Source organism: Haloparvum alkalitolerans, assembly GCF_055381565.1.
Window position 1 is genome coordinate 1737431 of sequence record NZ_AP043938.1, and the last position, 12191, is coordinate 1749621.

The 12191-nt window shown below is 73.4% G+C and carries 12 protein-coding genes; 5 read left to right on the top strand and 7 right to left on the bottom strand.

The genetic code is table 11. The annotated features are described in order from the left end of the window. Positions 1-112: 112 nt before the first annotated feature. Genes dapF through dapA form a run of 5 tightly spaced genes read right to left on the bottom strand, consistent with a single transcriptional unit; the run spans position 113 to position 5041 of the window. Entirely contained in the window at positions 113-1024 is a 912-nt protein-coding gene (gene dapF, locus ACZ432_RS11010) for a diaminopimelate epimerase (protein WP_426962367.1), read from the bottom strand. Continuing rightward, positions 1021-2433 (bottom strand): diaminopimelate decarboxylase, encoded by a 1413-nt coding sequence (lysA, locus tag ACZ432_RS11015; protein WP_426962366.1) that lies wholly within the window; start codon positions 2431-2433, stop codon positions 1021-1023. The genes dapF and lysA overlap by 4 nt, the downstream gene beginning before the upstream one ends. Next, entirely contained in the window at positions 2430-3269 is an 840-nt protein-coding gene (locus ACZ432_RS11020) for a 2,3,4,5-tetrahydropyridine-2,6-dicarboxylate N-succinyltransferase (RefSeq protein ID WP_426962365.1), read from the bottom strand. The genes lysA and ACZ432_RS11020 overlap by 4 nt, the downstream gene beginning before the upstream one ends. A gap of 30 nt (positions 3270-3299) precedes the next feature. Then, complete coding sequence (gene dapB / locus ACZ432_RS11025; protein WP_426962364.1) at positions 3300-4133, bottom strand: 4-hydroxy-tetrahydrodipicolinate reductase; 834 nt, start codon at positions 4131-4133, stop codon at positions 3300-3302. Then, positions 4130-5041 carry a 4-hydroxy-tetrahydrodipicolinate synthase gene (gene dapA, locus ACZ432_RS11030; protein ID WP_426962363.1) on the bottom strand — a complete coding sequence of 304 codons (912 nt, stop codon included), beginning with the start codon at positions 5039-5041 and terminating at the stop codon, positions 4130-4132. The genes dapB and dapA overlap by 4 nt, the downstream gene beginning before the upstream one ends. A 617-nt stretch (positions 5042-5658) precedes the next feature. On the opposite strand from dapA, the gene ACZ432_RS11035 reads away from it, so the two are divergent. Then, positions 5659-6768 carry an aldo/keto reductase gene (locus tag ACZ432_RS11035; protein ID WP_426962362.1) on the top strand — a complete coding sequence of 370 codons (1110 nt, stop codon included), beginning with the start codon at positions 5659-5661 and terminating at the stop codon, positions 6766-6768. Between the two features lie 186 nt (positions 6769-6954). Here ACZ432_RS11035 and ACZ432_RS11040 read toward each other — a convergent pair whose 3' ends face one another. Next, entirely contained in the window at positions 6955-7125 is a 171-nt protein-coding gene (locus ACZ432_RS11040) for an HVO_0758 family zinc finger protein (RefSeq protein ID WP_426962361.1), read from the bottom strand. Between the two features lie 148 nt (positions 7126-7273). On the opposite strand from ACZ432_RS11040, the gene ACZ432_RS11045 reads away from it, so the two are divergent. The 4 genes from ACZ432_RS11045 (at position 7274) to ACZ432_RS11060 (ending at position 10902) form a co-directional block, all read left to right on the top strand. After that, the gene (locus tag ACZ432_RS11045; RefSeq protein WP_426962360.1) at positions 7274-8431 is read left to right on the top strand and encodes an MFS transporter; all 1158 of its coding nucleotides are present in this window, start codon (positions 7274-7276) and stop codon (positions 8429-8431) included. Positions 8432-8512: 81 nt separating this feature from the next. Beyond that, the gene (locus tag ACZ432_RS11050; RefSeq protein WP_426962359.1) at positions 8513-9610 is read left to right on the top strand and encodes a glycosyltransferase family protein; all 1098 of its coding nucleotides are present in this window, start codon (positions 8513-8515) and stop codon (positions 9608-9610) included. After that, complete coding sequence (locus ACZ432_RS11055) at positions 9607-10185, top strand: DUF7109 family protein (RefSeq protein WP_426962358.1); 579 nt, start codon at positions 9607-9609, stop codon at positions 10183-10185. The genes ACZ432_RS11050 and ACZ432_RS11055 overlap by 4 nt, the downstream gene beginning before the upstream one ends. A 117-nt stretch (positions 10186-10302) precedes the next feature. Then, on the top strand, positions 10303-10902 hold the full coding sequence (locus tag ACZ432_RS11060; protein ID WP_058365507.1) for an NUDIX hydrolase: 600 nt from the start codon (positions 10303-10305) through the stop codon (positions 10900-10902). Between the two features lie 489 nt (positions 10903-11391). Here the strand turns inward: ACZ432_RS11060 and ACZ432_RS11065 are convergent, their stop codons facing one another. Next, the gene (locus tag ACZ432_RS11065; protein ID WP_426962357.1) at positions 11392-12042 is read right to left on the bottom strand and encodes an FAD-dependent oxidoreductase; all 651 of its coding nucleotides are present in this window, start codon (positions 12040-12042) and stop codon (positions 11392-11394) included. Positions 12043-12191 lie beyond the last annotated feature (149 nt).

The window sequence follows — 12191 nt, forward strand, 5'->3', positions numbered from 1 at the left end:
TCGGCGAGGAAGGAGACGGGGTCGTAGGTCTCGGGGTCGGCCGGGGGGGACGCGTCGAGGTCGGACACGTCGACGCCTCGCGTGCCGGGAGAGTCGCCGTCCGCGGGTCCGGTCATCGCGGATCGGCGAGGAGCGTCCCCTCGTACTCCACCTCGACGGGGCCGGCCAGCCACGCCGGGCCGTCGTCCGGGACCGTCACCTCCAGCCGTCCGCCCGGCGGCGTGGTGTGGACCTCCGGGCCCTCGACGCGGCCGGTTCGGACCGCGGCCGCGCCGATGGCCACGCCGCCGGTGCCGCAGGAGCGGGTCTCGTCCTCGACGCCGCGCTCGAAGGTGCGCTGGGCGAACACGGGGACGCCGTCGGCGGTCGTTCCGGCCGGCGACGCGAGGTTCACGTTCGCGCCCTCCGGGAAGACGTCGGCGTGTCGGACCGGCTCCGCGACCGCCGCGAGGTCGTGTGCGTCCACGTCCTCGACGAACGCGACCGCGTGTGGGACGCCCGTGTTCACGGCGGTGACGGTCAGTCCCTCGACCTCGGTTTCGACCAACGGGCCGTCGCTCTCGACCGGGACGCGCTCGGGGTCGAACGCGGGCGTCCCCATCTCGATCTCCACGTAGTCGTCGTCCGGGCTCACGTTGGCGTGTCTGGTCCCCGCCTGCGTGTCGATCATGAACTCCGTCTCGCCGGTGCGCTCGTGGGCCCACGCGGCCGCACAGCGCGCGCCGTTGCCGCACATCGAGGCGGTCGAGCCGTCCGGCTGGACCAGCGTCATCACGACGCGGGCCGGCGAGTAGCGCTCGGTCACGTCCAGGAACAGCACGCCGTCGGCGCCCCGCCTCCCGGTCGCGGCGCTCGTGCCGCCGTTCCGTGACGACTCCGCGACGCTCACGCCCGTCTCGCGGTCGCAGTGCGTGCGAGCGAACGCGGCCCGGTCCGGGACCGGGTCCGTGGCGTCGACCACGAGGAAGTCGTTGCCCGTACCGTGGTACTTCGTGAACTCCACGGCGCCCGTCGCGTGGCTCATCCCTCTACCTCCGTCAGGTCCGCGAGCGTTTCACGGCGGCGGACGACGCGCGCTGCGCCGTCCGCGTCCCCCCCGCTCGCGTCCCCTGCGGCGACCGCGACCTCCGCGGGTCGCGGCCGGGAGTTGTACTGGCTCGCCATCTCGTAGCCGTACGCGCCGGCGATGCCGACCGCCAGCAGGTCGCCGCGCTCGGGGTCGGGGAGGGGCCTGTTCTCGCAGAACACGTCCGCGCTCTCGCAGATCGGGCCGGCGACGGTGACGCCGACCGTCTCGCGGTTCGTCGGCTCCGCGCCGGTCGCGGTCGACGAGCCGTCACCGAGGTTGCGGATCGGGTGGTAGGCGTCGTACATCGCCGGGCGGAGCAGGTCGGTCATGCCGGCGTCGACCCCCGCGACGACCGTCTCCGGCGTCGGCTTCACCGTGTTCACGCGCGTCAGCAGGACGCCGGCGTCCGCGACCACGTAGCGCCCGGGCTCGACCGCGAGACCGGCGGGCTCGGCATCGTCGGAGCCGCCCCGCGACACCTCGCCGAGCGCGTCGCGGGTCGCGTCCGCCACCGCGTCCAGGTCCAGCGCCGGCGCGTCCTCCTCGTACGGGACGCCGAAGCCGCCGCCCACGTCGACGTACTCGAGGTCGACGGGGGCGGCCGCGTCGCCGGTCCCGTCGGCGTCGTCCTCGCTCGGCGCGGTCAGCGTCCGCGCCAGCTCCCCCATCCGCGAGACGAGTTCGCGGTGGCTGTCGAGTTGGCTCGGGTCGATTCCGGAGCCGGCGTGGGCGTGGATCCCGACGATCTCGAACCGCTCGGCGGCGTCGCGGACGACCTCGGCCGCGCGGTCGTACGGGACGCCGAACTTCGCGTTCGCGCCGGTGCGGACCTTCTCGTGGTGGCCCGCGCCGACGCCAGGGTTGACGCGGACGCAGACGCGGCCGTCGTACCCGCGCTCCGCGAGGCGGTCGAGGGTGTCGACCGCGCCCGCGGTGACCGTCAGGTCGGGGTTGTCGGTCCACGCCTCGTCGACGACGTAGTCGAGGTCGCGGGCCGGCGGGTTGACCGCGGTGTAGTGGAGTCGGTCGCCCGCGAAGCCCGCGGCGAGCGCGCGGTGGAGTTCGCCCGCGGAGGCGCACTCGGCGTCGAGGCCCGCCTCGCGGACCGTCTCGAGGACCGCCCGCCCCGTGTGGGCCTTCACGGCGTAGCGCACGTCCGCGTCGGGGAACGCGGCGCGGAGCCGCGCGCAGTTCTCCCGCACGCGGTCGAGGTCGATGGCGTACAGCGGCGTGTCGTGGGTCGTGGCGAGGTCGCGGAGCCGGTCGGCGTCCCAGTCCGCGACTCGACGCACGTCGGGACCGAGGTCGGAGGCGGGCGCGGAGGCGGCGTCCGCCGCGGCGTCCCCGGTGGCGGCGTCGCTCATTCCCGAAGCGCCTCCTCCCGCGCGGTCGCCTCGAGGGTGCGCTCCTCCACGTCGGTGGCGACGACCGCGGGCTTGTACGCGCCGCCCTCGAAGAGGTCGTGGTCGCCGACGGAGGACTCCACCATGCGGGTGAACGCCCGCCGATCCGACGGCAGGTGACCGTAGATGACCTCCTCCTCGACGAGGTCGTACACCGGGATGCGCGGCGTGAGCAGGGTGTTCTCGCCGACGACCGAGTTCTCGCCCACGCGGAAGCCGGAGGTGACCCGACAGCCCGCGCCGAGCGAGACGCCGTCCTCGACGATCACGGGCGCGTCCTCGACCGGCTCGAGCACGCCGCCGATCAGCGTGTTCGCGCCGAGCTTGACGCCCTCCCCGAGCTGGGCGCAGGATCCGACCGTGTCACAGGAGTCGACGAGCGTGCCGTCGCCGACGTACGCGCCCATGTTGACGAACGAGGGGCTCATCATGATGCAGTCGCTGCCGAGGTACGCGCCGCGCCGGATCGCGGTCCCGTCCGGCGTGTTTCTCGTTCCCCGCTCCGCCAGATCGGCGGTGTCTCGCAGCGGGAGCACGTCGTGGTAGGTGACGTCGCCGTACTCGCGCGCCTCGGTCTCGCGGAGGCCGAAGTTGAGCAGGATGCCTCGCTTGACCCACTCGTTGGCCGTCCAGGAGGTCACGTCGTCGCCGGTCTTCTCCGCCGCGCGGACTTCGCCGGCCTCCAGCGCGTCGAGGAACGCGTCGAGCGTCGCCTCGTCGTCGGTCGTCGTGTCGGCCGCGGTCAGTCCCTGGTCGTAGCGCCGCCAGAGGTCCTCGATGTCGGTTTCGAGCGTCATGTTGTGTCGTGTGAGGGGAGTGGGTCGTTTTTACTCGTCGGTTGCGGCATCGACCGCGTCCGCGAAGTCGTAGCGGCCGGGGGGCTGGTCGGCGAGCCAGACGGCCGCGTCGAGCGCGCCGATGGCGAACACCGCCCGGTCGCCCGCGCGGTGGGTCAGCTCCAGCGTCTCGCGGTTGCCCGCCAGCAGCACCTCGTGCTCGCCGGTCACGTCGCCCGCGCGCCGGGCGTGGACGCCGATCTCAGAGGGCTCGCGGGGCGCCTCGCCCTCGCGGCCGTGCGTCCGCTCGTCGAGGTCGCCGCGCTCCGCCTCGACGTCGTCGAGCAGCGTCTTCGCGGTGCCCGAGGGAGCGTCGCGCTTGCCGTTGTGGTGCGTTTCGGTCAACTCCACGTCGTAGCTCGGGACCGCCCGCACCGCCTCCCGAACGGCCCGGCGGAGCGCCAGCACGCCCCGCGAGAAGTTCGCGGCCTTCAGCAGGGGCACCGCCTCGCTCGCCTCGCGGAGCCGACGCGTCTCCGAGGAGTCGAAGCCCGTGGTGCCGGTGACGACCGCGACGCCCGCCTCGGCGGCCGCCTCGGCGTAGTCGGCCGCGGACGCGGGACCGGTGAAGTCGACCAGCACGTCCGGGTCCGCGTCCGCGAGCAGGCGGTCGAGGTTGTCGGCGGGGTCGACCGCGACGCCCGCGACCGGTTCCGTCTCGGAGCGGTTCACCGCGAGGACGACGCGCACGTCCTCCCTGTCGGCCGCCGCGCCGATCACCTCGCCGCCCATCCGACCGCCGGCGCCGGTGACGGCGATGCGGACCGGGTCGTCGCCGCCGACCTCGGCACCGCCGGCGTCCGCCTCCGAGCCGTTCCCGGTCATCGCGTCGCCTCCGCGACGTCCGGCTCGCCGCCCTCGTACTCCGCGAGCAGGTCGGCCAGTTCCTCGCGGTGCTCCTCCGAGAGCCGCGTGAGCGGCGGGCGGACCGTCGGCGAGCCCATCCCGCGGATGTGCATCGCCTCCTTCACCGGAATGGGATTCGTCTCCGTGAACAGCGCGCGCGTCAGCGGCCCGAGTTCGTGGTGGAGCTCGCGGGCGCGGTCGTAGTCGCCCGCCAGCGCGGCGCCGACCATCGCGCAGGTGCGCTCCGGTTCGACGTTGGCGACGACGCTGATGGTGCCGCGGCCGCCGACCGAGAGGATGGGGAGGGTGAGCCCGTCGTCGCCCGAGAGGACCGAGAACTCCTTCTCTCGCGTGCGCTCGACGACCTCGGAGATCAGGTTGAGGTCGCCGGAGGCCGCCTTGTAGCCCGCGACGTTGGGGTGGTCGGCGAGTTCGACGGTCACGTCCGCGGGGATGGACTGCCCCGTCCGCGAGGGGACGTTGTAGACGATCTGCGGGAGGTCCACCGCGTCAGCGACCGTGCGGTAGTGTTCGAGGAAGCCCGCGGGTTCGGGCTTGTTGTAGTACGGCGAGATGAGCAGGAGTCCGTCAGCGCCGGCGTCCGCCGCGCGCTGGGAGAGCGAGAGCGCCTCCGCGGTGTTGTTCGAGCCGGTGCCGGCGATGACGGGCACGTCCTCGACCGCGGCCGCGACGGTCTCGATCACCTCTACGTGTTCGTCGTGGGTCATCGTCGCCGACTCGCCGGTGGAGCCGACGGGGACGAGCCCGTCGACGCCGGCCGCTTCGAGGTACTGCGCGTTGGCCGCGAGCTGGTCGTGGTCGATACCGTCGTCCGTGAACGGCGTCGTCATCGCGGGGAAGACGCCGTCGAGCGTGATGTCGGTCATGGGGTGTGTCGTCGTGTGGGTGCCGCGGATAGTGCCGCGGGTGGGTGTCGACTGTCGGGTGTCGGTCGTGAGTCGGAACGGAGCACGCGCACGAGCGCGTCCGGGGGCTGCCCGGTGCCGGGGGTCGTCCGGGACGGGGTCGCCACTCCCGCCTGTGGACGCATCATGCGCGTTTTTTCGAGAAGAGCCGCGCCGCTTCGGACGCCGCCGATGCGGACGTGGACGCGGTCGGAATCACGGTCGAACCTGCGGCCGAGAGGCCCTTATACGTTGCGTCCGCGGCCGAACTACCGCGATAGGTTGATCGGTGCGTTTCAAAACCGCTCGCGGTGCTGTGGGGTGCGGTTTTGGTCCCGTCAGCGCGCGCGGCGAGGGTCCCACGAGGAACGAGCGGGACAACGGGAGCCGCAGCCCGGCGCCCGCGACCGCAGGCGGCCCGGACCGTCCGTCGGAACCCGGCGCAGTCGAGCCGGCAGTGGCGAGGTGGCGCCGCCCAGACCAGCAGGACGGAGGGCCGCCTCGGGCGCTTTCGATCTCTCCGGCCGAATCACGGTTCCGCCGGTGAACGACCCGTCCGCGACGGCGTCCCTTTTACACGCCGCCCACCAACCCCGGGTATGGCGACACGCGAGGCGACCTGGCGCTACCGCGACCGGTTCGGGGACGCGTTCGGGCGCACCTTTTTCCGGCGGTTCGGCCCCGGCGTCGTCTCCAGCGTCGGGATCGGGACGTACCTCGGCGAGCCGACCGACGCGGTCGACGAACGCTACCGAGAGGCGATCCGGCTCGCGCTGGAGTCGGGCGTCAACGTCGTCGACACCGCGGTCAACTACCGCTGCGGCCGCTCCGAGCGCGCGGTCGGCGACGCGCTCGCGGCCGCGGACGTCGACCGCGACGCGGTGCTGGTGGCCACGAAGGGCGGCTTCGTCCCCTTCGACGGTACCCGGCCCGAGGACCCGGGCGCGTACGTCCGCGAGGAGTTCCTCGAAACGGGAGTCGTGGACCGCGAGGACCTCGCACACGGGAGCCACGCGATCGCGCCCGGCTTTCTCGACGCGATGCTGGACCGGTCGCTGTCCGCGCTCCGGCTCGACGCGGTCGACTGCTACTACGTCCACAACCCCGAGACGCAACTCGCCGTCCGGTCGCGGGCCGAGGTGTACGACGCGCTGGAGGCGGCCTTCGAGCTGCTGGAGCGCCGGCGGCTCGCGGGCGACCTCGGGAGCTACGGCGTGGCGACGTGGGAGGCGTTCCGGGTCCCGGAGGGTCACGAGTCGCACCTCTCGCTCCCGGCGGTGATCGAGCGGGCGGAACGGGCCGCGGAGGCGGTGGGCGCCGACGACTGCGGCTTCGCGGCGGTCCAGCTCCCGTTCAACGTCGCGATGGCGGACGCGTTCACGCGGGCGAACCAGCCGCGACCGGACGACCACGCGGGCGAGGCGGACGAACGCGTCTCGACGCTGGAGTGCGCCCACGAGGCCGGGGTCGGCGTGTTCACGAGCGCGAGCATCGGGCAGGGGGAGCTGTCCACCTCGCTGCCCGACTACGTCGCCGACCGGCTGGCCGGCGACACGCCGGCCCAGCGCGCGCTCAACTTCGCGCGGAGCGCGCCCGGCGTCACCTGCTCGCTGGTGGGCGCGAGCGACCCGGCGCACGTCCGCGAGAACGTCGCAGCGGGAACGTTCGACCCGCTGGGCGCGAACGCCTTCGACGCGGTCTTCGAGTGAGGGGGACGCGGCCGGGTCGGGGACGGGGGCGGCTCGCGTGGACCCCGGCCCGTTCGGCGAGCGTGGCCCGAGAAACGTGGGCAGAAAAATGGCCCCGACCAGTGACCCCGAGAAACAACGAGCCCGACAGAAGTACGCGTGAAAAAGCGCGCCCGAAGAAGCGCGCCCGGGAGGAGCGGGGACGTCTCAGCGGAGTTCCTTGAACTCGGCCTCGCACTCCGGACAGATCCGCACCGAGTACACCTTGTCGGGGTCGTTCTGCTTCTTGAGCACCTTCTCGCAGGCCGCGCAGTTGAGCCGCTCGTAGGTGTCCTTGAACAGGTCCCCGTCGCGTAGCCCCTTCCGAGTCGACTTCATACGCGGGAGTTGGACGCCGGGCGTGTTAAAGACCCCGCCGCGGGCGCGCGGATACCCGACCGCCGGGAGCGCGACCGTCGTCGCGGCCGACCGCGTATGCGCCGTCTGCTTTCGGAACGCTTGAAGCGGGGGGCGTGTTACGGCCGACGTGTCTCGCGCCAAGCTGTTCGGTTCGCTGTGCGGGCTGGTGTTCCTCGTCAACTTCGCGCGGGTGATCTTCGCCCCGCTGGTCGGCGAGTTCATCGACGAGTTCGCGATCCGGGAGGGGACGGCCGGCCTCGTCGTCACGCTGGCGTGGGTCGGCTCCGCGGCGCCGCGGTTCCCGACCGGCTGGCTGCTCACGAAGGTGCCGCGCCACCACGTCGTGCTCGCGTCCGGCGCCATGCTCTCGCTCGGCGCCGTCTTCCTGGGGTTCACCGACGGCGTCGCGTGGCTGATGGTCGGCGCGTTCGCGGTCGGCACCGCCTCCGGCGTCTACTTCGTCTCGGCGAACCCCTTCATCTCGGAGCTGTTCCCCGACCGCGTCGGCCGCGTGATGGGGATCCACGGGATGGCGAGCCAGGTCGCGGCGGTCGTCGTCGCGCCGGTCGCCACCGTCGCGCTGTGGTACGACTGGCGCTACGCGTTCTTCGGGCTGGGCGTCCTCGCGGCCCTTCTCACCGCCCTGACGTACGTGCTCGCGCGCCGCGCGGACCTCCCCGACGTGGACGTGGCCGCGACCGGCTTCCTCGCCGCCGCGCGCTCGGAGTGGCACATCATCGTCGCCGGCGTCGCGCTGATGGGGATCACGAGCTTCGTCTGGCAGGGCCTGTTCAACTTCTACGAGCTCTACATGGTCGCGAAGGGGCTGCCGCAGGCGACGGCCAGAAACCTCCTGACGGTCATCTTCGCCGCCGGCGTCCCCGCCTTCTTCATCTCGGGCACCCTCGTCGACCGCTTCCCGCGCGTGCAGTTCCTGCTCGCGGTCATCGCCTCGTTCGTCTGCTCGGTGTTCCTGATCGTCGCCGCCTCCGGCCTCTGGCCGCTCGTGGCAGCTACGACGCTGGCGGGCTTCACCATCCACGCGATGTTCCCCGCGGCGGACGCGTACATCCTCGACACGCTCCCCGACACGACGCGCGCGACCGCGTACGCCGTCTTCTCCGGCGGCATGATGCTCACGCAGGCGCTCGGCTCCTCCGCGGTCGGCGCGCTGGTCGAGCGGGGCATCGCGTACGACGCGGTGTTTACGGCCTTCGCCGCCGGGCTCGCCGTTCTCGTCGCCGTCTTCGCGGGGCTGGACCGAGCCGGACGGATCCCGGGATAGCGCTCGCTCGGGCCGGCGACGGACCGGCTGCACCGTCCGCGACCCGCGACCTTTTGAGGCGTCCGGCCGTCCCTTCGGTCGATGGAGTACGTCCAGGAGCGCGTGACGACCCTCCACGCGCTGACGGACCGGACGCCGGACGCGCCGACCGACCGCGCGGCGGTGGTGGTGCCGATGACGGAACGCGAGTACGGCGGGCTGGCGGCCGAGCGCGTGCTGACCGCGCTGGAGGCTGTCGACCCGGCGCGCGTGGTCGTGCCGCTGCGCGCGACCCCCGAACACGCCGGGTCGTTCCACGAGTGGCTGGGCGAGTTCGACCTCCCCGTGGAGACGCTCTGGTGTGACGGGCCGCGACTGGCGACGCTGCTCGCCGAGCACGGCCTCGACGGCGAGCGCGGGAAGGGCCGCGACGTGTGGCTCGGGCTCGGCCGGGCGATCACCGAGGAGTTCGTCGTCGTCCACGACGCGGACACGCGGAGCTACACGCCGGCGTACGTCCCGCGCCTGCTGTTCCCGCTCGCGCACGGCCACGCCTTCTCGAAGGGCTACTACGCCCGCGTCGAGGACGGGAAGCTCTACGGACGCCTGTTCCGCCTGCTGTATCGTCCCCTCGTGCGAGCGCTCGCGGACGCGCACGACGCGCCCATCCTGGACTATCTCGGCGCGTTCCGGTACGCGCTCGCGGGGGAGTTCGCGGCGACGAGCGACCTGGTCGCCGGGATGCGGATCCCCCGCGGCTGGGGCCTGGAGGTCGGAACGCTCGGCGACGCGTTCGCGCAGGCCGGGTTTTCCGGCTCGGCGCAGGTCGACCTCGGGCGCTACGAGCACGACCACCGCTCCGTCCGCGGGCCGACCGGGCTCGCCGACATGAGCGAGGCGGTCACGGGGGCGGTCCTCCGGACGCTCGCGGACCACGGCGTCGACCCGGACCTCGGCGCGCTTCCGGGGCGGTACCGGGACGCAGCCGAGCGGATCGTGACCGGGTACGCCACCGACGCCGCGTTCAACGGGTTCGAGTACGACCGCGAGGCGGAGTTGGCGCAGGTCGAGACGTACGCCGACTCCGTGGCCGCGCCCGGGACGGACACCCGGCTCCCGGCGTGGGCCGAGACGGGGCTCTCGCCCGACGCGGTCCGCGAGGCGGCGCGGGCCGACCTCTCGGAGGTGCTCGACGCGTGACCGACCCCGAGGTGCCCGCCGGGGAGAACCCGGCCGCCAGCGTCGCGGCCCGCGACGAGATAGCCGGCGTCGTCGACCTGTTCGGCGCGCTCACGCGCGCCGAGCTGCGGGCCGCCCTCTCGGAGCTGGCGTTCAAGCGGGGCGCCGACGTGGACGACGCGGCGGTCGACGCGGCGGTCGACGCCGCGATCCGCGAGTACGCGCTGGTTCCGGTCGACGACGGCGAGTCGGCGGACGACGGTCCGCCCGCGGACGCAGGGGGGGTCCCGGCGGTGACCGACGACGACCGCCTCGCGGTCGGGCCGGCCGCGTTCCCGACGCTGCCCGAGCGCGCCGAGGACCTGCCGCACATCCTCGACGTCGAGGAGCGGGACCCCGACCGCGAGGCGCTCGGGCGCGCCGTGGCGAGCCGGCTCCGCGCGGAGGCCGACGCCCTCCTCGACGCATCGGGGTCCCGCGGGGGCGACCGCGCCGAGACCCTGCTCGATGTCTGCTACGACCTCGACGTGTGGGCGCCCGTAGAGACCGACGACGTGCGCGACCGGCTGACCGAGGCGCTGGTCGACGCCGAGTGACGGCGACGCGAGCGGCGCCGGTCGCCGCGGCCGGGCGGCCGCCCGACACAGTCGCAGGATCCCGGCCGGGACTGCACGGAGGACAAGACTAACGCCGGCCGGGACCCAGATCCGGGCATGGACCTGTCCGGGCTCCGGCACCGCACGCCGGTCGCGGTCACCGACGCCGCGCGCGAAGCGGCGGTCCTCGCGCCCCTCCTCCGACGGGACGACGAGCCCCACCTGCTGTTCACAAAGCGCGCCGACCACCTCGGCGAGCATCCCGGGCAGATGAGCTTCCCCGGCGGCGGTCGCGAGCCCTCCGACGCTGACCTCCGCGCGACCGCGCTCCGGGAGGCCAACGAGGAGATCGGCCTCCGCCCCGAGGAGACCGAGATCCACGGCGCCCTCGACGACATCACCACGGTCACCGACTACGCCGTCCGCCCGTTCGTCGCGACGGTCCCCGACCGCGAGTACGTCCCCGACGAGAGCGAGGTCGCGGAGGTGGTGGTCCTCCCGGTCGCCGCGCTCACCGACCTCGCCAACTACGAATCGGAGCGCCGCGACCACCCGGAGTACGGCGACCACCGCGTCCACTTCTTCCGCGTCGACGGCTACACCGTCTGGGGCGCCACCGGCCGCATGCTCGTCCAGCTGCTGGAGCTGACGACCGACTGGACCATGCCGCCGCAGGTCGACCGCGTCGTCGACCCCGACGCCGACTTCCCGGTCTGAGTGCCCGCGGGCGATGCGGCGCGACTGCCTCAGTCGGGCTGCACTCACGGCGGGAATTCCGCGCGATCCCGGAAAAACGCTCGGCCGGCGGCGGTGCTGTGCGGGGCAGTGCGGTGGCGGTGCCGTGCCGTCGGCGCGCGCCGCGGCGACCGCAACGCGTGTCGCCGCGACCGCGCGAGGGAGGGCCGGCCGCGGCCGCGCTGCGTTGCTGTGCGGTTCCGCGGCCGCGGCCGACCCGAGGCTGGGGAGGTGTGAGGCTGCTGTGCGGTGCGGGGCGGTGGCTGGGGCGGTGGCTGGGGCGGTGGCTGGGGCGGTGGCTGGGGCGGTGGCCGAGGCGCTCTGGTGGTGCCGTCCCGATCAGCAGGATCGGCGGAGACAGAAAAACCGCCGCACAGATATCCAACGGGACGCACCGGGAGTCTCGAGTCCCAGCGGTTCGATCCCCGGCCGGGACGAAAACGGCGAACGCGGCGCCGCGGCGAGCGTCGCCTAGCCGAAGTTCTCGACCTTCGCGGCGTCGGGGTCGCCGCCGGCGGCCTCGATCGCGTCGCCCGCGGCCGCCACGAACGGCGCGAAGCCGAAGACGAACACCTGCTCGTCGTCGGCGCCGGTGACCGCCTCCTCGACCGCCTCGTCGAACGCCTCGGTCTCGTCGGTTCCCACGACGTGGACGGACGCGCCGTGCTCCCGCAGGTCGTTCAGGCGGGCGCCGTGGGCCGGCGCGTCGTCGCGGTAGACGACCGCGGCCTCGTTGCCGTCCGCGAGCGCGCGCTCGCCGATCGCGACCGCGGGGCCGATGCCGGGCCCGCCCGCGAGGACCACGACGCGCGCCTCGCCCTCGTAGTGGTCGTCGCCGTAGGGGCCCGAGATCTCCACCTCGTCGCCCGCGCTCAGGCCGGCGAGGTACTCCGAGAACGGGCCGCCCTCCGAGGGGTCGACCTCGATGGTGACCTCGAACTCCTCGTCCACGTCCGGGGAGGAGAGGGTGTAGAAGCGCGCGTATCCCTCCCCCTCGACCGTCGCGGAGATCTTCACGAACTGCCCCGGCTCCGCGGTGAAGCCCTCGGGGGTCGCGAACCGCACCGCGACCGTGTCCGGGCCGACCGACGCCGACGCGGTGACTGTGACCGTCGTGTCCATACCGGCCTCTCGGCCGTGCGCCGAATGAGGGTTGTGCTTCGGGCGAGGGTAGCCCGGAACTGGGACGGGGCCTGCTTCGCGGCGCTCCGGTTCCGCGGCGCTCCGGTTCCGCGGCACACCCGCACCGCCCAGATTCGACGGATGACGAA

Bases quoted from the DNA above. Each gene is read 5' to 3' on its own strand.
- dapF (WP_426962367.1), bottom strand. From the start codon at position 1,024: ATGAGCCACGCGACGGGCGCCGTGGAGTTCACGAAGTACCACGGTACG.
- lysA (WP_426962366.1), bottom strand. From the start codon at position 2,433: ATGAGCGACGCCGCCACCGGGGACGCCGCGGCGGACGCCGCCTCCGCG.
- ACZ432_RS11020 (WP_426962365.1), bottom strand. From the start codon at position 3,269: ATGACGCTCGAAACCGACATCGAGGACCTCTGGCGGCGCTACGACCAG.
- dapB (WP_426962364.1), bottom strand. From the start codon at position 4,133: ATGACCGGGAACGGCTCGGAGGCGGACGCCGGCGGTGCCGAGGTCGGC.
- dapA (WP_426962363.1), bottom strand. From the start codon at position 5,041: ATGACCGACATCACGCTCGACGGCGTCTTCCCCGCGATGACGACGCCG.
- ACZ432_RS11035 (WP_426962362.1), top strand. From the start codon at position 5,659: ATGGCGACACGCGAGGCGACCTGGCGCTACCGCGACCGGTTCGGGGAC.
- ACZ432_RS11040 (WP_426962361.1), bottom strand. From the start codon at position 7,125: ATGAAGTCGACTCGGAAGGGGCTACGCGACGGGGACCTGTTCAAGGAC.
- ACZ432_RS11050 (WP_426962359.1), top strand. From the start codon at position 8,513: ATGGAGTACGTCCAGGAGCGCGTGACGACCCTCCACGCGCTGACGGAC.
- ACZ432_RS11060 (WP_058365507.1), top strand. From the start codon at position 10,303: ATGGACCTGTCCGGGCTCCGGCACCGCACGCCGGTCGCGGTCACCGAC.
- ACZ432_RS11065 (WP_426962357.1), bottom strand. From the start codon at position 12,042: ATGGACACGACGGTCACAGTCACCGCGTCGGCGTCGGTCGGCCCGGAC.